The organism is Pasteurella pantherarum (assembly GCF_049670885.1).
Taxonomy (GTDB): Bacteria; Pseudomonadota; Gammaproteobacteria; order Enterobacterales; family Pasteurellaceae; genus Pasteurella.
Genome location: NZ_CP187173.1, coordinates 2,202,388 through 2,223,302, shown reverse-complemented (window position 1 = coordinate 2,223,302; position 20,915 = coordinate 2,202,388). Strand labels below are relative to the sequence as shown.

The window sequence follows — 20,915 nt, the reverse complement described above, 5'->3', positions numbered from 1 at the left end:
CCACGATAAAAAATTTATTGAGGCATGGCTCAATTTAGTACACCTACCGTTTAAAGAGAAAAAACGCCCGCACATTTGCCTTTTCACAACAAAAGTGCGGTACGTTTTTAAAAAATATTAACTACACATCGTAAGTGGTTGAAGCGGTATCCCCACCACGTCCTGTCCAGTTGGTGTGGAAAAATTCACCACGTGGTTTGTCAGTACGTTCATAAGTGTGTGCACCGAAATAGTCACGCTGTGCTTGCAGTAAATTAGCAGGCAAACGCTCACTGGTGTAGCTGTCTAAGAACGTGATTGCAGATGCCATGCAAGGCATTGGAATCCCCACTTCAATGGATTTCGCCACCACTTTACGCCATTCGCCTAAGCTGTTTTCTAAAATGCCTTTGAAATAGGCATCTGAACCTAAGAACACCAAATCTGGGTTCGCTTCATAAGCATCACGGATATTGCCTAAGAAACGGCTACGAATGATACAACCTTCACGCCATAAAAGTGCGGTGTTACCGTAGTTAATGTGCCAACCAAAGTTTTCTGAGGCTTCACGAATCAGCATAAAACCTTGTGCATAAGAAATAATTTTTGAGGCTAATAAGGCTTTGCGTACGGCTTCAATCCAAGTGGCTTTATCGCCTTCCACTTTGCCCACCACTTTATTGAACAAGCGAGAGGCTTGCACACGTTGTTCTTTGAAGGAAGACACACAACGAGCAAACACGGATTCGGTGATTAAGGTTAATGGAATACCGAAATCTAGGGCGTTAATCCCTGTCCATTTCCCTGTACCTTTTTGCCCTGCTGTATCAAGGATTTTATCCACTAAACGGGTGCCATCTTCCGCTTTATAACCCAAAATATCCGCTGTGATATCAATTAAATAACTGTCTAATTCGGTGTTACGCCATGCTTTGAAAGTGGCTTCTAATTCATCATCAGATAAGCCCACTCCATCTTTTAAGAATTGATATGCTTCACAAATTAATTGCATATCACCATACTCAATGCCGTTATGCACCATTTTCACGAAGTGACCCGCACCATCGCGGCCTACCCAATCACAGCACGCTTCACCTTTATCCGTTTTGGCTGAAATCGCTTGTAAAATTGGTTTCACGTGTTCCCACGCTGATTCATCACCGCCTGGCATAATTGAAGGCCCGAAACGTGCACCTTCTTCACCACCAGAAACACCCGTACCAATAAAACGAATGCCTTTTTCACGTAAATACGCAACACGACGGTTAGTGTCAGGATAGTTGGTGTTACCGCCATCAATAATGATGTCACCTTCTTCTAAGTGAGGTAATAATGCCTCGATGAATTGATCCACCACCTCACCTGCACGCACCATTAACATCACTTTACGCGGTTTTTCTAATTTATCCGCTAAGTCTTGTAATGAATAAGCCCCGATAATATTCGTGCCTTTCGCCGCACCTTGTAAAAATTCATCGACTTTCGAAGTCGTACGGTTGAATGCCACCACTTTAAAGCCGTGATCATTCATATTTAAAATTAAGTTTTGGCCCATTACCGCTAAGCCGATAACGCCGATGTCACCTTTTACTGACATGTAGTTCTCCTGTTTTTTAAGAAATCATATATTCTTCTAAGAAAGGTAATAATCTGTTAAGTTTTTTTCGTGGATGACGATTTCTTCCTTTTCCCAACCTTACTTATCTACTAAAAAATACTCAAAAGGAATATTTTTTGTATTAGCGGATTGTTCTAATTCTTGTTTATCTTGTTCGCTATCGCCAACCATAAATATTTTGGTATTTTTCCCGAATTTACCATTTTCAATAACATATGTGGCAGCCACTTTGTTCAACATTTGGCTTTTACCTGAAATACCTACGTTTAAATTGTCATTAGCCACTAAATCCATTAATTGCTTATTTATTCCATCTGAGCGAGTTTTCAGCATTCCCGCTAAGATTACATTAGATACACTATTATCAGCTGCATTTACATTAAAAATGATGGTTCTATTCGCATTTTTAGGGATTTTCCCAGCAATATCGTGCGGGCTAATAGCAGATGAGCAAGCCATTAAAGTCAATGCCATGAAAAGAGAAAATAGTTTTTTCATTTTAAAGTCCTTATGTAATAACATTGATAAACATCGGGCAAATTTCCTAAAAAATTTGTAGATTTTTTACAAGATATTGCCCTTTTTTCATATCTTCCAACTGTTCAAAAACTCAGCTTGTTTCTACATCGATTTTCGAAATACCGATAACAGCCCTAATTTGAGGTCACAATATTTTTTCTTTGAAAAACCAATTGTGACCTCAAAAGTGCGGTGCTTTTTGTCAACATTTTCACACTTTCACCGCTTATTGCCTTCACTTTCCTTGCACCACTTCATACTTCTGTAAAATAATGGCTCGAAATTCTTCCGATGTGGTCGCCCAATCTACAATATCCACTTTCCAAGGTAAATCACTGTCGGAAAAGGCATTGACTAAATCCGCATGAGTGGCAAAATCTAGCGGCTGTTCTGTGATAATGGCTAAATCTAAATCAGAATAAAGTTTTGCCTGATTCTTCACGCGTGAACCAAATGCCCAAACAGGCAAGTTAGGTACAAATTTTTTCAGAATCGTTTGTACAATTTCTAGTTGTTCAGGCGAAAGATCCAACGGCATTATAAGCGTTCTCGTAATGTGCTAACCAAATGTTGTGCTTCGGATAAAAATTTTGGAATGCCATTCACCACCAAAATAGCGGTATTTTCATCATAAGTATGGCTGGTTCGACTACGCATATCACGATACTGCTTCCAATCTGACCAGTCACCCAACAAAAGCCCATATTCATTTGCGGTTCGGATTAAATCTTGGAATGTCATCCCATCATATTGCTCAGGGTTGGCTGAAATCCTTTCCAAATATCGTTTTAACATTTTATGACTAATTTCATAGGTAAATTCAAAACGTTGCACCAAACCATCACGAATTTGTAAATCTGTCGTATCTTGCAGATAGCGATTCAAACCTTCGCGTAAACGCTCAACAGCATTTTCTAAAGGGGTAAGATGAAAATCGTTCATTATCAATCCTTTAAAGTCACTTTTTTACAACCACTTCGCCGCCTCTTTGTCGAGATACCATTCTGTTACCCCTTTTTGAGCTTTAATTTTAGCCGCGGGGTAAGGCAGGTTTTCTGCGGGTGTGGTTTGAATTTGTTTTAAAATGTCGGCTTTGCTTTCGCCTGTCACTAAATAGGTGATGCGTTTGGCTTGTTCAATGAGTTTTGCCGTTTTGGAAATGCGAAGTTGTCCCGTTTCTGGGTGTTTTGCAATGACAGCCACATTCGGATCCTCGAAATCCGTTTGGTTCGGGAAAAGGGAAGCGGTGTGTCCGTCTGTACCCATGCCTAAAATAATCCAGTCAAATTCTAAATTCGGTACACATGCTTTCAGTTCTTGGGAAAACCGCACCAATTCCTGTTCAACGGGTTGTTCGCCACGAATGCGGTGAATATTTTCTGCAGGGATCGAAATATGATCGAACAACAATTTTTGCACTTCACCGTAGTTGCTTTCGGGATCTTTCGGTTCAACCATGCGATCATCACCCCACCAAAAATGTAAATTTTCCCACCGCACTTTTTCGGCAAAAGGGGATTTGGCAAGGGTTTTAAACAGCAGTTTGGGGGTTGAGCCACCTGAAAGTGAAATATGCACAGGGCGAGGTTGTTGGCTGTATGTGATAAATTCTTGGGCGATGTGTTCAACCGCCTGTTGAGCTGTATCAAAAATTTTGGTGTTCATTGATCTTCCCTTTTATCGGATATCGGACGCACTTTTTGCGTCCGTTTTACCTTATACTTTTTTCTTCATCAATCCACTTGGTTTACGCCAAACACGACCTGTTTTGGCAATCAGTTTGTCTGCTTCCGTTGGGCCCCATGTGCCAGATTCATATTCATAAATACGCCCATTTTTTGCTTTATAGTCTAAAATTGGTTCAACAAACTGCCAGCAGGCGTGTACTGCATCGGTACGTGCAAATAAGGTGGCATCCCCTTTCATACAATCTAGCAATAAACGTTCGTAGGCAGTGAGCAAACTAGGTGATGCCAGATCGGCATAACGGAAGTCCATGGACACTTCTTTTGCTTCAAACCCCGCACCTGGTTTTTTCAAACCAAAACGCATTGAAATGCCTTCATCTGGCTGAATGCGGATAATCAATTTATTTTCTGGGGCTTTTTGACTGAAAACAGGGTGCGGTGTGGTTTTGAAGTGAATGACCACTTCTGTCACCCTTGTCGGTAAGCGTTTACCCGTACGCACATAGAAAGGCACGCCCGCCCAACGCCAGTTGTCAATTTCACAACGTAATGCCATATAGGTTTCGGTATTAGAATCTTCTGGCACGCCTTTTTCTTGTAAGTAGCCTTTTACAGCTTGACCTTCTGAGACCCCTGCACAGTATTGACCCAGCACTAAGTTATTTTCTAAATCATCTTGGCTTAATGGGTGAAGGCAATATAAAACTTTTGCCACTTCATCACGCATGGAATCGGCATTAATAATGGCTGGAGGCTCCATTGCCACCATGGCTAACACTTGTAACAGGTGGTTTTGGAACATATCCCGCATCGCACCTGAGCCATCATAGTAGCCACCCCGTTCTTCCACGCCGATAGATTCCGCCCCAGTAATTTCAATATAATCAATAAAATTACGGTTCCAAAGGGGTTCAAATAAGCCGTTAGAAAAACGTAAAACCAAAAGATTTTGTACGGTTTCTTTACCAAGATAATGGTCAATACGATAAATTTGGTGCTCATCAAAGAAGCGATGGATTTGAATATCTAATTCTTTTGCTGTGCGGATATCGTAACCAAATGGTTTTTCTACGATAAGGCGTTTCCAGCCAAATTCTTCGGTATTTAAGCCATGTGCGGCAAGGCATTCTGGAATGACGCCATATAGGCTAGGTGGGGTAGATAAATAATAAAGCGTATTGCCACAGGTTTGATATTTATCGTGGAGTTCATCAAGACGTGGGATCAATTTGCCATAATCAGCAGAATCTGCGGTATTTAATGCTTGATAATAGAGATGACGACAAAATTCATTCAAGGTTTCGCCATTTGCACCTTCGCTTTTAATCAGTGCTTGACGCATTTTTTCACTAAAACTTTCATCGGTTAATTCCGATCGCCCTACGCCTAATACTGAAAAATGTTCAGTTAAACGCCCGATTTTATACAAATTGTAAAGTGCGGGAATTAACTTGCGGTAAGTTAAATCGCCTGAAGCACCAAAGATTACAATACAATTATTATCTGCTTCGATTTTCATTGTCTTCCTGAGATTAAAGATTAAAACATGACTTAAATTGCCACATAGTATAGCAAATTACTTATTGCTTTTATTGAGAGAAATTGAAAGTTTAACGAAATTGAAAGATTTCACGCCAATTATATTGGCAATTTGCGGTCATCACAAAATCTGGATTCGTAAACGTCTCTCGTTGATTATAGGTTAGCGGTTGAAATTGGGTGTTGAAAATATTCCCCCCAATTTCGGCTAATAAAATTTCTGCCCCAGCGGTGTCCCATTCCCCTGTTTTGCCTAAACGCACATAACAATCACAGCTGCCTTCTGCCACCAAACCACTTTTTAAACCACTTGAACCATAAATCACAAATTCGTATTGATAATTTGGGTTCAAAATTGACCGCACTTTTTCAATAGCACAACTTGCCCCCAGTGCAATTTTTAACGGGCGATCGGCTGAAGGTTGACCGCAGGTTAATTTTTGCACTCCAGCACTGCTGCGTTTATATGCTCCGAAGTGTTGCATCGCATAGTATGTGGCATCTAACATGGGGGCATGAATCACACTCAGGACGGGCGTATTATGCTGCACGAGCGTAATCAATACGGAAAACTGATCGGTTTGACAAATAAATTGTTGGGTGCCATCTAAAGGATCGATCAGCCAATATTCTTCCCACCGTGCTCTTTCTGACAGTGGCACATGACAACATTCTTCCGATAAAATCGGAACATTGGGGGTAAGTGCGGTGAGTTTTTCAATTAAAAATTGACTTAAAAATAAATCCACATCGGTCACGGGGGTGTTATCCGATTTAGTGTGGACATCAACAGCATGTTGTTTTGACTGCTGATAAAACGTATTCAAATGCGTGCCTGCTTGATAAGCAATATTCAAGGTTTGATCTAAAAGTTGCGGTGAAAGCAAAAGCATAAGCGTTCCTTTGTAAGGGGAAAAATGTCTGTCTCGACAAGCATGAAATAACACTATGTTAAGAAAAGTAAAACGTTTGCTTAAAAGACAGAAAAACAGGCTATCAAATATCTTGATAGCCTGCAACTTGATCAAAGCAGATTAAGCCTGTTTTTTTGCACGTAAGACACGTAACACAAAAATACCTGCCCCCACAACAAAGGCGAGAAGTCCCAGTATTTCTGCACGGGTTTCCCAGTTTTCTAAATGCAAGGCAAGTGGTGCATCCGATCCCCCTGCGGTGACGGAAGCAGCAATAATAAAGGCTAATACCACACCCACTAAACTTTCGCCCACAATTAACCCTGCGGCAAATAAGGTGCCAAAACGTTCAGCCGATTTTTTCACCGTCTCTTGGTCTTTGCCTGTTCGTTTAAGGTAGCGATCTAAATGTTTATTGATAAGCCAAGCCAACACTGCACCAATAATAATCGGCATATTCACCACAGGCGGTAAATAAATGCCCATCCCAACCGCTAAGGCAGGCAAGGCAAAGCGATTTTTACTGGATTGACGTAAAATAGCATCGATGATGATCAATACCACACCTAAACCAATACCCACAAAAATATAGGTCCATTCAAGGCTGTGAGAGAAAATCCCTTTTGCGATGGTGGTCATTAAAGTGGCTTGCGGTGCTGATAAAGCTTGTGTTGGATCCATGCTTTCACGAGGTAACGCCCCCGTAAAGCCATAAGCGTGATATAAAATTTCTAGCACAGGGGCAATGACTAATGCCCCCACAATACAACCAACAATCAACGCCACTTCTTGACGCCAAGGGGTCGCACGCACTAACAAGCCCGTTTTTAAATCTTGTAAGTTATCGTTTGAAATCGCCGCAATGGTCACGACCAATGAACCAGAGAAGATGGTCAAGGCAGTTAAAAATTGCATGGCATCAGGACGTGCTGATAAGCCTGAAACATTGCCCACTAACATCAACACTAAAGAGAGGGTGACCACCGAAATAATCCCAATCCCAGAAATAGGACTAGAAGAGGATCCTACTAAGCCCGCCATATAACCGCAAGCCGCCGCCACAAAGAAACCAATCCCAACAGTAAAGACGGTACACACCACAATCAATAACACGGTGATTTCTGCGGATAAATGCATTGCTTGAATGAAATCATACAGTGAAAAGGCAATCAGCACGATGGTTGCCAAGGTCAAATAAATCATGGTCTTTGGCGATAAGTCTTGCTCGGTGCGATCCATGGCGACCCCTTTTGGATCTTTTAAATGGCGGAAAGAAGCTCGCATGCCTTCAATCATCGGTTTCATTAAAATAAATAATGTCCAAATGGCGGCAATACCAATGGTGCCCACACCAATAAAGCGGACTTTTTCTTTCCAAATCCCCATGGCGTAGCCAATCATATTCGCTCCTTCTGGCATTGGCACTGCGGCACTGAAATAAGGCACCGCCACGCCCCAAGCAATGAAAATACCGAGTAAAATGGCTAAACCGCCCACAATACCCACTAAATACCCTGCCCCAACTAAGGCTAAAGAAAAGCCCATAGGGAGTTGAAAAATGGCATTGCCTGATTTAAACCAATAACTTGCCCCATCTGCGATGACACGTAATCCATTGGTTAAAAAGGCAATGGTTCCAGCTAGCAATCCCCCTGTGACAATTTCTCTCACGCCACTATCTGCCCCTTGCTCATGATTGCCTGCTTTTAAAATTTCGGCTGCTGCCACGCCTTCAGGGTAAGGTAATTCACTGCGTGTCACCATGGCATTGCGTAAAGGAATCGTAAAAATGACCCCTAAAATACCACCAGAGGCACAAATTAACATGGTTTGCCAGAAGGGAAAGTCTTGCCAATAGCCCATCATCAATAAGCCTGGCAACACGAAAATAATGGAAGATAACGTCCCTGCTGCGGATGCTTGTGTTTGAACCATATTATTTTCAAGAATATTGGATCCTGAAAACATTTTTAACACCGCCATAGAAATCACCGCAGCGGGAATGGAAGAGGCAAAGGTTAAGCCCACCTTTAAGCCTAAGTAAACATTTGATGCCGTAAAGACGACCGTAATTAATGCACCTAGAATCATACCCCTGAGTGTTAGCTCACGCAGAGAATCCTGGGGTGCATAATGCGTAGAATCGCTCATAAAAAATCCTCGTTCATTGTGATGTTTATTTTAGGATAAGAACATATCCATCTTGATCTGCATATTTATTCAGAAAGACCAATAAATATTTAAAATCATTAAATAACACTCAATTATTAGGATTGCAAATGAAATATCACTTCATTTTATACCAGATCAACTTTTTTTCGCTAAAAAGTCTCGCAAGCAGTAAAGTGCCACCAAATTGCGTGCTTCGCAAAAGGTATTGTCTGCTAATAAATCATCAATCTTTGACAACGGAAAACGAACCAGCTCCAACGGTTCAGGCTCATCGCCTTCTAGTTTGCAAGGATAAAAATCCTGTGCAACAAAAATATGCATCAAATTATTCATATGGCTTGGTGAAGTATTCACCGTGCGTAAATGAAATAATTGATTCGCCCCCAAACCAATTTCTTCTTTTAATTCTCGCACCGCACTTTGTTCTGGGGTTTCATCGGCTTCCATCAAGCCTTTCGGAAAACCGAGTTCATAACGTTCTGTCCCAACGGCATATTCTCTGACCATCAATAACGACTCCCCCTCAATGCCTAGCACCATGACGGCGGCACGTGGGCTGGCTTTCAAACGCTCATAAACACGATATTCACCATTTGAGAATTTCAACTCCACAGACTGAATTTCAAAAATTCGCGATTTTGCGGCCACAGAAACCGATAATATTTCGGGTTTTTGCATGGGGTTACCTCCTTTTATGCTTTTACTCGCTCGCCATGCCATCAGCAAATAGACAAAATAATGGCATAACCATACCACAAACCTTGTCATGCCAAAAGGAAGACAATATTGGGCGTGAACACCATCAGCAACCGCCTTATCCAAATGCATCTTTCACATGATTGAACAAAATCCATACAATACTCAATTTTATTTTGAATATTTTATAAAAAATAAAGCAATTAATTGATTAATATTTAGCATTATTAAATTTTATTTAAACAAGGTTGATCTAATTTCTATTTATCTTTATTTTTTATTCAACGCCTTCATTCAAGTTTTTTTAGACGGCGTGGCACGCCATTTGGCGTGATATAAAAAATAAAATGTAATAAGGAAGCAAACAATGAAGCAAATCACAGCAATTATTCAACCCTTCAAACTGGAAGAAGTCCGAGATGCACTTTATCAGTTGGGTATTCAAGGCATGACGGTAACGGAAGTCCGAGGCTTTGGGCGTCAAAAAGGTCATACGGAGCTTTACCGTGGGGCGGAATATCAAATCGATTATTTACCCAAAGTACAAGTGGATATTGTCGTTATTGATGAACTTGTTGATGCCACCATTGAGGCAATTTGTCAGACGGCACGCTCAGGCAAAATTGGTGACGGTAAAATCTTCGTGAAACCTGTGGATAGGGTGATCCGTATCCGAACAGGTGAAGTTGATGAAGATGCCGTGTAATGTGATAAGGTTTTTGTAAGGGAATAAAAAATGAAAAGTGTCGTTCTTACAGCTGGATTATTCGGCTTATCAAGCAGTGCCATGGCCTCTGCGGATAGTTGGTTACAACCGATGTCTGTCATTAGTGCAGGCGATAGCACATGGTTAATGGTTTCAACCATTTTAGTCTTATTTATGACCGTTCCAGGGTTAGCATTATTTTATTCAGGCATGGTGCGAAAAAAGAATGTGCTTGCCACCATGGTACAAAGTTTTGCGGCTTGTTGTTTAATTGGTGTCATTTGGGTGTGTTTTGGTTACAGCCTTGCATTTACCCCCAATAATGCCTTTATCGGTGGCACGGATCGCCTTTTCTTATCTGGCTTGAATGTGTTTACGGAACAACAAATGCTCACGGTCTATCCCGGTGCCCCAACGGTGCCAGAATCGGTGTTTATGCTCTTTCAAATGGCATTTGCCATTATCGCAGGTGCCATCATTACAGGGGCTTGTGCAGAACGCATGAAATTCTCTGCTATGTTGTGGTTTGTTGGTCTTTGGTCATTATTCGTCTATGTCCCAACCGCACATTGGGTGTGGGGAATGGATGGCTGGCTTGCTTCTGACGGGGTGCTTGATTATGCCGGTGGCACAGTCATTCATATTAATGCGGGAGTTGCAGGTTTAGTGGCAGCCATTGTGGTAGGAAAACGTGTCGGTTATGGACGAGAGTCCATGATGCCTCATAACTTAGTGTTAACCTTAATCGGTACCGCCATGTTATGGATCGGTTGGTTTGGCTTTAATGCAGGTTCTGCCTTGGCTGCCGATGCACGTGCTGGCATGGCGATGGCAACCACACAAATGGCGGCAGTATCAGGTGCATTGGTGTGGATCTTCATTGAAGTCCTGCTAAAACACAAACCCTCCGCATTAGGGTTAGTCTCTGGTGCGGTGGCAGGATTAGTGGGAATTACCCCTGCCGCAGGGTTTGTGTCAATTCAAGGTGCAGCTGCAATTGGTGTGCTCACCAGTGTCATCTGCTTTGTGGGCGTCACAAAACTGAAATATTGGCTCCATTATGATGATTCACTCGATGCCTTTGGTATTCACGGCTTAGGCGGCATTGTCGGTGCGGTGTTGACAGGGGTATTTGTGTCTCACGACATTGCAGCCACCACCACAACGTTATGGCTACAAACGGAAAGTGTCCTCATCACCATTGTTTACAGTGGCGTGATAAGCTTAATTTTGTTAAAAGTCATTGATAAGTTAATCGGCTTACGTGTGGAAAAAGACGATGAACGTAAAGGATTAGACTTAGCCTTACATGGTGAACGTGTAGAATAACCCTGCTAGGCAAATAGCACAAAAGCGTAGAGAGCCCGCCTCTCTACGTTTTTCTTGCTCAAAACACACCGCACTTTTACCACAGCGTTTTCATCTTCAAATAAAATCCCTATTTACCGCAAGGTAACTTTAGGGAAATCACGAAAAATCAGATAAAATCATGCCCCTTAAAAAAGGTTTTTCGGGTTTGGGGCAAGCCTGATATTATCCCTCAAATCAGGGGGATTGTGCCTAGCACCTCACCCCTTTAAACGACATTTCTCCGTCAAAAAGCACCGCACTTTATTTCATTACATAGTAGCAAAAGGCGTAGTAGCAAAAGGATAATACATCATGGCAAAACATTCGCATTCAGCAGAACATAATGATCCCGTCCGCCTCGATAAATGGTTATGGGCAGCCCGTTTTTATAAAACTCGCACCCTTGCCAAAGAAATGATTGAAGGGGGAAAAGTCCATTACAACGGACAACGCACCAAACCCAATAAAAGCGTGGAAATTGGGGGCGTGATTAAATTACGTCAAGGTAATGAAGAAAAAGAAGTGGAAGTGCTCGCCCTTTCCACACAACGCCGTGGTGCCCCCGAAGCCCAAACACTCTATCAAGAAACTGAAAAAAGCATCGAGCAACGTGCCAAAATGGCAATAGCCCGCAAAATCAACGCCCTGACCATGCCACACCCTGATCGCCGTCCCAATAAAAAAGAACGCCGTGATCTTTTAAAATTTAAACATCAAGAGGGCTTGTAATTGCAAAATCCACCACAATATGATCACACAATATCAAGACAGTTTGTATAAAAAAGCACCAGCAAACACAAAAATAATCCATTTACTTCCCTTGATTATGGACATAATCAACACAAAAGGACACTTATGACACACAAAATTGATAACGATAAACTTTACCGCTACCTCTTTAAAGACCGTGCTGTACGAGGAGAATGGGTGCGTTTAAACCGCACCTTCCATGACACCCTCAACACACACCACTATCCAAAAGTCATTCAAAATTTATTAGGTGAAATGATGGTGGCAACAAGTTTATTAACCGCCACCTTAAAATTTGAAGGGGATATTACAGTACAAGTACAAGGTGATGGTCCCTTAAAACTGGCGTTGGTCAATGGCAACGACAACCAACAAATTCGTGCATTAGCTCGCTTGCAAGGTGAAGTTAACGATCACATGAGCTTGGCAGAATTAGTCGGCAAAGGGGTTTTAGTGATCACCATCGCGCCCACAGAAGGCGAACGTTACCAAGGGGTGATTGCCCTTGATAAACCTACAATTACAGAATGTTTGGAAGATTATTTTGTTCGCTCAGAACAGCTACAAACCCAATTAATTATTCGGGCAGGGGAATTTAACGGTGAACCCGTTGCCGCAGGCATGCTATTACAAATTATGCCTGATGGTTCTGGCTCCCCTGATGATTTCTCGCATTTAGCGACACTCACTGCGACAGTGAAAGAGGAAGAAATCTTTGGTTTGAGTGCAGAAGAATTGCTCTACCGCTTATATCACGAAGAACGGGTAGAAATCTTTCCCTCTCAACCCATCAGCTTTTTCTGTGGTTGCTCACAAGAACGTTCTGGAGCAGCATTATTATTAATTCCTGATGAAGAAATTGACGAAGTACTCGCTGAACATCAAGGCACCCTTGATATGCAATGTGAATGTTGCGGCACCCACTATTTCTTCAATAAAGAGGCTATCACAAAATTAAAACAAGATGCCAAATAACCGCACTCTGAGTAGGCTGAGAAAAAATTCACATTCATACAAAAACGTTTTTTGTGCTTAACCTCGCATAATTCAACAATTTTTGAATGGATGTTAAAAAATTTGATCAACCTAACAGTTTCAAGGTCGAAAGTTGAGTAGAATGCTCACAATCGTTTTTCCACTTTAAAACTTAACTCTGCGAGGTGATGTATGACAGATCTAAATAAGGTCATTAGTGAACTTGGTGTACTTGGTATTCATGATGTAAAAGAAATCGTTTATAACCCAAGCTATGAACAACTTTTTGAAGAAGAAACCAAACCCGGTTTAGAAGGTTATGAAAAAGGAACCGTAACACAATCAGGCGCTGTAGCTGTGGATACAGGCATTTTTACAGGACGTTCACCTAAAGATAAATATCTTGTTCTGGATGAAAAAACCAAGGATACCGTTTGGTGGACCACTGATGCTGCGAAAAACGATAATAAGCCGATGACTCAAGACACTTGGAAAAGCTTAAAAGATCTCGTCGCAAAAGAACTTTCTGGAAAACGTCTCTTCGTGATTGATGCCTTCTGTGGAGCAAACGCAGACACACGTCTTGCGGTACGCATCGTAACAGAAGTCGCATGGCAAGCACACTTTGTGAAAAATATGTTCATTCGCCCTTCAGAAGCCGAATTAGCCCATTTCAAACCTGATTTTGTGGTACTAAACGGTTCAAAAGTCACCAATCCAAACTGGAAAGAACAAGGTTTAAATTCTGAAAATTTTGTGGCATTCAACTTAACGGAAGGGGTGCAACTCATCGGCGGAACCTGGTACGGTGGTGAAATGAAAAAAGGCATGTTCTCCATGATGAACTACTTCTTACCATTAAAAGGCATCGCCTCCATGCACTGTTCTGCGAACGTGGGCAAACACGGCGACGTGGCGATCTTCTTCGGGCTATCAGGTACAGGGAAAACCACCCTTTCCACCGATCCAAAACGTCAATTAATCGGTGACGATGAGCACGGGTGGGACGATGACGGCGTATTCAACTACGAAGGTGGTTGCTATGCGAAAACCATCCGACTTTCTCCTGAAAACGAACCTGATATCTATAACGCCATCAGACGTGATGCCTTATTAGAAAACGTCGTCGTGCGTGAAGATGGCTCTGTTGATTATGATGACAGCTCAAAAACAGAAAATACCCGTGTATCTTACCCAATCTATCACATCGAAAATATCGTTACCCCTGTATCCAAAGCAGGTCATGCGAAAAAAGTGATTTTCTTAACCGCAGATGCATTCGGTGTATTACCTCCTGTATCAAAATTAACGCCTGAGCAAACCAAATATTACTTCTTATCTGGTTTCACAGCGAAATTGGCAGGAACGGAACGAGGAATCACAGAACCAACACCAACCTTCTCAGCCTGTTTCGGTGCCGCATTCTTATCACTTCACCCAACACAATACGCCAAAGTGTTAGTGAAACGAATGAAAGATGCAGGGGCAGAAGCTTACCTAGTCAACACAGGTTGGAATGGTACGGGCAAACGTATCTCAATCAAAGATACACGAGGCATTATTGATGCCATCTTAGACGGCTCCATCGAAAAAGCAGAAATGGGCAAACTCCCAATTTTCGATTTAGCCATTCCAAAAGCCTTACCAGGTGTTGACCCTGCTATCTTAGATCCACGTGATACGTATGCAGATAAAGCCCAATGGCAAGCCAAAGCCGAAGATCTCGCAAGCCGTTTCGTGAAAAACTTCGAAAAATACACCACTAACGATGAAGGTAAAGCATTAGTGGCAGCAGGTCCAAAAGCCTAAACAAACGCTTGAGGATTCACATACCCAAACAGCTCGATTTTTATCGAGCTGTTTTTTTACGCCACGTTTTCCCCAACCTCAAAACTTTTCCAAAAACCACCGCACTTTGGGGTTAGCCTGAAGCATAAAAAAAACCTCAGCAGTATGCTGAGGTTCTTTCATGATCAGTTAGGCAACGTGCTCGTGCTTTTCGCTCCATTCGTAAGATAAGGTTTCTGCCTGTTCCAACACCAAATCAATGGCTTCATCGGCTTTATCAGGTGGGTATTTATATTTTTGCAGAATACGACGCACTAAAATACGCAATCTCGCCCGCACACTTTCTCGCACTTGCCAATCTACAGTGACAGAACGACGTAATTGTTTCACCAATTCCAACGCAATGGCTTTTAAAATTTGATCGCCCAATTCTCGCACCGCACTTTCGTTATTGGCTAAGGCATCATAGAACGCAATTTCATCATTGTTTAAGCCTAAATCTTCCGCTCGTTTAAATGCCTCTTGAAACTCTTTCGCCATTTGAATCAGCTCTTCAATGACTTGAGCCGTCTCAATACCACGGTTATGATATTTCGTGAGTGTCGCTTCCAAACGCTCAAGGTATTTACGCTCTTGCACCAAATTTCGACTGCCTCGACTTTGAATATTATCTTGTAGGAGCTTTTCTAATAACTCAACGGCAAGATTTTTATGTTCCATCTGACGAACATCCTCTAGGAACTCATCAGAAAGTAGCCCAATGTTTGGCTTATCTAAACCGCAAAGGCTAAAAATATCATCCACCCCATCAGCAATTAAGGAATTATCTAAAATCTGTTTCAAAACATGATCTTGCTGTTTTTTGCGTAATTTCCCATCACCGATTTGTTCTTTGCTCATCATCGCCTTCACTGCAGAATAAAAAGCCAGTTTACGTTGATACGCCTTCGCCTGTTCCAATGTGGAACATAAGGCATAGGCTTTCGTCGCCGCCAACACCAAATCTGCAAAACGTTTTTTCCCCTCATCCAAGCCCAAAATATGGTTTGCCGCTTTTGGCAACAAACTCATCGCTTTGGTTTCAAATTGGCTAATATCAAGGGCTTTTCCTTCAAGGGGTGTGGCAAACATCCCTGCGATGGCATCCATTTTTTCTAACAACACACGAAAGGCTTCTTCGGTATCAATGGTCGGTTTACCACGCCCTTTCGCATTGGTGTAAGTATGTAGTGCTTGTTGTAATTCATTGGCAATACCAATGTAATCCACCACTAATCCACCGGGTTTATCTTTAAACACACGATTGACTCGGGCAATCGCCTGCATCAAATTATGCCCACGCATTGGCTTATCCACATACATGGTATGACAGCAAGGGGCATCAAATCCCGTCAACCACATATCTCGCACAATCACCAATTTCAACGGATCATCAGGATTTTTAAAGCGTTTTTCTAAATCCTGTTTCACTTGTTTGCTATAAATATGTGGCTGTAATAAGGCTTTATCGGCAGCAGACCCCGTCATCACGATCTTAATCGCCCCTTTAGCAGGATCCTCACTATGCCACTCGGGTTTCAACGCCACAATTTCATTGTATAAATGCACACAAATCTCACGACTCATCGCCACAATCATGGCTTTCCCTTCTTGGCTTTCTTGCCGTTTTTCAAAATGGGCGATTAAATCCTTGGCTATTTGCTGCAAACGAGGTTGAGCCCCCACTAATTTTTCTAAACGGGTAAATTCCCCTTTGATACGTTCCGCTTCGGTTTGCTCTTCTTCCTCAACAAGATCATCGAATTGTTGTGCCAATTCCTCAATTTCCGCACGATTAATGTCTAAACGAGCAAGGCGAGATTCATAATAAATCGGCACGGTAGCACCATCATCAACGGCATCTTGAATATCATAAATCGACACATAATCCCCAAATACCGCTCGAGTGTCTTTATCTTCTGTTTCAATTGGTGTGCCCGTAAAACCAATAAAAGTCGCATTTTTCAAGGCATCACGCATATGTTTGGCATAACCAAATTGAAATTCGCCCTTCGCATTGAGTTTTGCTGTCAACCCATATTGGCTACGGTGTGCTTCATCGGAAATCACCACAATATTATGACGACCATTTAATAACGGGTGGGATTGCTCATTTTCTTGTAAGGCAAATTTCTGTACCGTCGTAAAAATCACACCGCCCACTTCTCGACGTGCTAATAATTCTCTTAATTGCTCACGGCTTTCTGCCTGTACAGGTTCTTGTTTTAATAAATCTTTTGCCAAAGAGAATTGCTTAAACAGCTGACCATCTAAATCATTCCGATCGGTCACCACAATTAAGGTCGGATTGCCCATTTCAGGCTGTTGTAATAATTTTCCCGCATAGCAACACATAGAAATACTCTTTCCACTGCCTTGTGTATGCCATACCACGCCCGCTTTTTTGCTTCCCACCTGCACATCTCGCCCATAACTGGCACGAGGTTCTTGCACACAATCATCTGCAATTTGTCTTGAGGCAATCACCGTGGCTTTTACCGCCTCTCGCACCGCATGAAATTGATGATAGCCCGCTTGTTTTTTAATTAAACGGTTCTTTTCATCCTTCTCGAATAAAATGAAAAAACGCAAATAATCTGTGAATAAATCAGGACGGAAAAAGCCACAAATTAAGGTTTCTAACTGCCATTCTACGATGGGTTTGTCATTTTCATTCTTCACCGTACGCCAAGGCATAAAACGCTCTTCATCTGCCGTTAAGGACCCCACTTTTGCGATCACACCATCAGAAATTGCCAAGGCACCATTAAACATCAGCAAATCAAAGAGATCATTTTTATAAGTTTGCAGTTGATGAAACGCATTCCACACATCGGTTTTTTCATCGGCAGGATTTTTTAATTCCAAAATGGCAATCGGCAACCCATTGATAAAACACACAATATCAGGGCGACGCAAATGAAGTCCTCGCACCTCAAATTGATTCACCGCCCAAAACGCATTTTTTTCAGGATGAGCAAAATCCACCAAAAACGCCGTCTCAAAACAGGTTTCCTCACCTTGTTTATAGGTGACTGGCACACCGTGAATCAGCAGCTTATGAAACGCCAGATTTGCCTCCACCAAATCTCGGCTTTCTGCCTGCTTCAGTTTTGCCAACACTTGCTCCACACAATCCACAGGTAAATGCGGATTAAGCAAAGCAAACTGCGTGCGAAAAATCGGTTCTAAAATCACCGCACTTAATTGATGACGCTGCGGATTTCTCCCCTCGGTGAATAATTCCTTGCCGTGAAAGGTTTGCCAGCCCGTCTCTCTAAACCAATCAAGCGCCGCCTGTTCTAAGACGTTTTCATCGATCATGTTGTGTTCCTGTAAGGTTAACGCTGTATAAACAGCTTTGGTAAAACGTTCACTACAAAATATTTTCAATCAAACTAAACTCGCACTAAATCCATCAATGCATCAAATGAATACAAGGCGGATTTTCTTCCTGATGCTTCTTCTTTGGTGGTTAAAATCCCTTTTTCTGCTAACAATTTAGTAAAGCGTGTTGCCGTCGTGCTTGGAATACCACTTTTTTCGATAAATTGGCTATTTCTGAAAATTGGATTAGTGAAAATAAAATCTTGAGCCATCACTGCCCATTTTGATGAAAGTGTATCTGAAAAAATGCCTTTCATTTCTTCATAAAGCTGTCGGATATTTTCAGCAATGTCTAAATTTTGTTTGGCTTGTGTTTCAATCGCATTCAGAAAAAAGATAATCCAATCGTTCCAGTCGCCTGTTTCAGACACGCGCCGCATTAAATCAATGTAGGCGTTTTTGTTCTGTTCAAAATAGCCACTAATATAAAAATGTGGAGCCGAAATGATATTCGCATTCCATAGCATTAACGTAATCAGCATTCGTCCTATTCTTCCATTACCGTCTTGGAATGGATGCAAGGCTTCAAATTCAAGGTGTGTCACCCCTGTTTTGATTAAAATATGGTCTTGATTTGTGCTTATATAGTCAAATAAGCGATCTAAACCTTCTTCGAGTTTTTCAGGGGAAATTGGCACAAATAGAATGCTTTTTTTGAGTGTGTCGGCTAAATAATTTTGCTCTTTTTTAAATTCCCCAGGCGATTTATTTGCCCCACGCCCGAAAGACAGTAATTGCTGATGCATTCCTTTTAACAGCGATTTTGAGAGTGGATAACCGTCAGCCATCGCTTTTTGGGTATTTTTTAATGTACGTTGATAAAGCACGGTTTCGATAATATCAGAACGCACATTTAGCCCATACTCACTTTTCCCGCTTGTTTCTGGGTAGTCTGCTTCATACTGCAAAATTTCGTCCATCGTGCTTATGGTGCCTTCCATTCGGGAAGAGATCACTGCCTCTTGATTTCGCAATGGTGCTAATAAAATTTCCCCATTGTGCATATTTTTGAGCATTTGATCGTAACGTGCTATGGCTTCAATCGCTGTCGCTAAGGCTGGAATAATATGTTGATAGTGAATAACGCTAGGCGGAAATTTACCATGATGATAATGCACAGCGTTTTCTAAATTAATGCTCTTCATTTTGTTACCCATTTTTTCGAATTTTGGTTAATAAATTGCATTGTCTCTCATTTATGCAAGCCTAGCAAGTTTGTTACCCATTTTTTCGAATTTTGGTGAACAAAGTTGATATTTCTCTTCTGTAACGGTCGCACATCTTTATCCAACTAATTCATAGCTCACACTAAGTCCGCCACTTTCAGAACGTTGTAAGATGCTTTCCCACTCAGTCTCGGTTCTAAAATCACCGCACTTAATTGATGACGTTGCGGATTTCTCCCCTCGGTGAATAATTCCTTACCGTTAAAGGTTTGCCAGCCTGTCTCTCTAAACCAATCAAGTGCCGCCTGTTCTAAGACGTTTTCATCGATCATGTTGTGTTCCTGTAAGGTGTGTTTTATCAAAAATATTTTTCTTTATTTTATTTTTTATATACGGTCAATTTTGCTGACATTATTCATATCTAATCATGATGAGGGATATTTTTCGGAAATTTACGACGTAAAAAATCATCAAAAAGTGGCACTGTGAAATCCAACTCGCCATAAGACGGGCTATAAATCATGCCTTTTTCAATAATTTTAGCTCGCACATTACCCAACTCATTATTCCTTTTCCCCAAAGAAATCGCAATATCTCCAGATTTATAAGGCCCTTCTCCCAAATTAGCCATCGCAATCACATAATCTTTTTCTTTATTGGTGAGCCGATCTAAACGAACATTAAAAAAACCATGATCCAGTTTATAAAACACACTTTGAGATGCTTGCACAACATCTTGTTGCGTAATAGGCATCTGCTCAATACCCGCATTCCAAATTTCAGCTCCCCATTCTTGCAAAAAATAAGGATAACCTTTTGTATATTTCACAATCTCATCAAGTGCATCATCTTCAATACACTCATTAAGCTTGATGATTGGTTCTCGGATAGCTTTTTTTGCTTCTTCCACGGGCAATGCCCCAATAAAAGGATAGGCAAAAAGTCGTTCAGCATAAGATTTTGCATCGCCAGACATCGCTGCCACTTGTGGTAGACCTGCACCAAAAAATAAAATCGGTAGATTCTTTTGACTACAACGGTGTAAAGCAACAATCAGTGCCGAAAGATCAGCTGATTTCAAATATTGCACCTCATCAATAAAAATTGACCACGGTCGATTAGCTGCTTGGGCAGTTTCACCAATCACAAGAAAAAGTTGAGCCAAATCGCTTTCTAATAATCCACTATCGGCTGTGCCAAACTCAGGTTTGATTTCAATAGAAATGCCGCCAATATCAAGATTGAAGGTAGAAAAAAAGGATTTTGCAACGGATAATGCACGATGAACTTTATCCTTTATATTTTCTATGACAGATAATTTTTTCAATAACTGCTGGATTTCTGATTGTAATACCGCCACTAAATCAATTTCTTCATTCGCTTCAATGACAGTAATAATGTGATTATTTTCTTCAGCAATGGCTGAAATATGATTTAATAGCACGGTTTTACCTACACCTCTTAAACCGAGCAGCATTTGAGAGCGAATACTGTTCCCAAGATTCGCTCGTTTTATCTGAATAGTTGCCTCCTCAATAATCTGATCTCGTCCCACTAATGCTGGTGGTTTAGAACCTGCACCTGGATTAAAAGGGTTTTTAATTCTGTCCATAATGTATTCTCCAAATC

18 protein-coding genes are annotated in these 20,915 nt (G+C 41.5%); 5 read left to right on the top strand and 13 right to left on the bottom strand.

What is annotated here, in order from left to right:
• Positions 1–121: 121 nt before the first annotated feature.
• The 9 genes from gnd to nudE all read right to left on the bottom strand — a co-directional run bounded on the left by gnd (position 122) and on the right by nudE (position 9,107).
• Positions 122–1,576, bottom strand: coding sequence for a decarboxylating NADP(+)-dependent phosphogluconate dehydrogenase (gene gnd, locus ACPEEM_RS10455; RefSeq protein ID WP_424402049.1), 1,455 nt, complete (start codon positions 1,574–1,576; stop codon positions 122–124).
• 99 nt (positions 1,577–1,675) lie between these two features.
• Entirely contained in the window at positions 1,676–2,095 is a 420-nt protein-coding gene (locus tag ACPEEM_RS10450; RefSeq protein ID WP_424402048.1) for a hypothetical protein, read from the bottom strand.
• Positions 2,096–2,351: 256 nt separating this feature from the next.
• Positions 2,352–2,654 (bottom strand): nucleotidyltransferase family protein, encoded by a 303-nt coding sequence (locus ACPEEM_RS10445; RefSeq protein ID WP_424406944.1) that lies wholly within the window; start codon positions 2,652–2,654, stop codon positions 2,352–2,354.
• Positions 2,654–3,058, bottom strand: coding sequence for a nucleotidyltransferase substrate binding protein (locus ACPEEM_RS10440; protein ID WP_424402045.1), 405 nt, complete (start codon positions 3,056–3,058; stop codon positions 2,654–2,656). Before ACPEEM_RS10440 ends, ACPEEM_RS10445 begins: the two co-directional genes overlap by 1 nt.
• Before the next feature lie 24 nt (positions 3,059–3,082).
• Positions 3,083–3,781, bottom strand: a complete 699-nt coding sequence (gene pgl / locus ACPEEM_RS10435) for a 6-phosphogluconolactonase (protein ID WP_424402044.1) — start codon at positions 3,779–3,781, stop codon at positions 3,083–3,085.
• 51 nt (positions 3,782–3,832) lie between these two features.
• Positions 3,833–5,323, bottom strand: a complete 1,491-nt coding sequence (zwf, locus tag ACPEEM_RS10430; protein ID WP_424402043.1) for a glucose-6-phosphate dehydrogenase — start codon at positions 5,321–5,323, stop codon at positions 3,833–3,835.
• A gap of 91 nt (positions 5,324–5,414) precedes the next feature.
• Positions 5,415–6,236, bottom strand: coding sequence for a 3'(2'),5'-bisphosphate nucleotidase CysQ (cysQ, locus tag ACPEEM_RS10425; RefSeq protein WP_424406942.1), 822 nt, complete (start codon positions 6,234–6,236; stop codon positions 5,415–5,417).
• Between the two features lie 141 nt (positions 6,237–6,377).
• Positions 6,378–8,408 (bottom strand): OPT family oligopeptide transporter, encoded by a 2,031-nt coding sequence (locus tag ACPEEM_RS10420; RefSeq protein ID WP_424406940.1) that lies wholly within the window; start codon positions 8,406–8,408, stop codon positions 6,378–6,380.
• A 156-nt stretch (positions 8,409–8,564) separates the two neighbouring features.
• A complete protein-coding gene (gene nudE / locus ACPEEM_RS10415) occupies positions 8,565–9,107 on the bottom strand; it encodes an ADP compounds hydrolase NudE (RefSeq protein WP_424406938.1) in 543 nt (180 codons plus the stop codon).
• Positions 9,108–9,492: 385 nt separating this feature from the next.
• On the opposite strand from nudE, the gene ACPEEM_RS10410 reads away from it, so the two are divergent.
• The 5 genes from ACPEEM_RS10410 (at position 9,493) to pckA (ending at position 14,715) form a co-directional block, all read left to right on the top strand.
• On the top strand, positions 9,493–9,831 hold the full coding sequence (locus tag ACPEEM_RS10410) for a P-II family nitrogen regulator (protein ID WP_424402039.1): 339 nt from the start codon (positions 9,493–9,495) through the stop codon (positions 9,829–9,831).
• A 30-nt stretch (positions 9,832–9,861) separates the two neighbouring features.
• The gene (locus ACPEEM_RS10405) at positions 9,862–11,160 is read left to right on the top strand and encodes an ammonium transporter (protein WP_424406936.1); all 1,299 of its coding nucleotides are present in this window, start codon (positions 9,862–9,864) and stop codon (positions 11,158–11,160) included.
• A 333-nt stretch (positions 11,161–11,493) separates the two neighbouring features.
• A complete protein-coding gene (gene hslR, locus ACPEEM_RS10400) occupies positions 11,494–11,910 on the top strand; it encodes a ribosome-associated heat shock protein Hsp15 (protein WP_424402037.1) in 417 nt (138 codons plus the stop codon).
• A gap of 126 nt (positions 11,911–12,036) precedes the next feature.
• A complete protein-coding gene (hslO, locus tag ACPEEM_RS10395) occupies positions 12,037–12,906 on the top strand; it encodes an Hsp33 family molecular chaperone HslO (protein WP_424402036.1) in 870 nt (289 codons plus the stop codon).
• 192 nt (positions 12,907–13,098) lie between these two features.
• Entirely contained in the window at positions 13,099–14,715 is a 1,617-nt protein-coding gene (gene pckA / locus ACPEEM_RS10390) for a phosphoenolpyruvate carboxykinase (ATP) (RefSeq protein ID WP_424402035.1), read from the top strand.
• A gap of 168 nt (positions 14,716–14,883) precedes the next feature.
• On the opposite strand, the gene ACPEEM_RS10385 is transcribed toward pckA, so the two are convergent.
• The 4 genes from ACPEEM_RS10385 to ACPEEM_RS10370 form a co-directional block, all read right to left on the bottom strand.
• Positions 14,884–18,057 carry a type I restriction endonuclease subunit R gene (locus ACPEEM_RS10385; RefSeq protein ID WP_424406934.1) on the bottom strand — a complete coding sequence of 1,058 codons (3,174 nt, stop codon included), beginning with the start codon at positions 18,055–18,057 and terminating at the stop codon, positions 14,884–14,886.
• 74 nt (positions 18,058–18,131) lie between these two features.
• On the bottom strand, positions 18,132–19,265 hold the full coding sequence (locus tag ACPEEM_RS10380) for a Fic family protein (protein WP_424406932.1): 1,134 nt from the start codon (positions 19,263–19,265) through the stop codon (positions 18,132–18,134).
• Positions 19,266–19,423: 158 nt separating this feature from the next.
• The gene (locus tag ACPEEM_RS10375; RefSeq protein WP_424408275.1) at positions 19,424–19,618 is read right to left on the bottom strand and encodes a type I restriction endonuclease; all 195 of its coding nucleotides are present in this window, start codon (positions 19,616–19,618) and stop codon (positions 19,424–19,426) included.
• Positions 19,619–19,707: 89 nt separating this feature from the next.
• Positions 19,708–20,898: an AAA family ATPase gene (locus ACPEEM_RS10370; protein ID WP_424402033.1), complete on the bottom strand. Its 1,191-nt coding sequence runs from the start codon at positions 20,896–20,898 to the stop codon at positions 19,708–19,710.
• Positions 20,899–20,915: the final 17 nt, after the last annotated feature.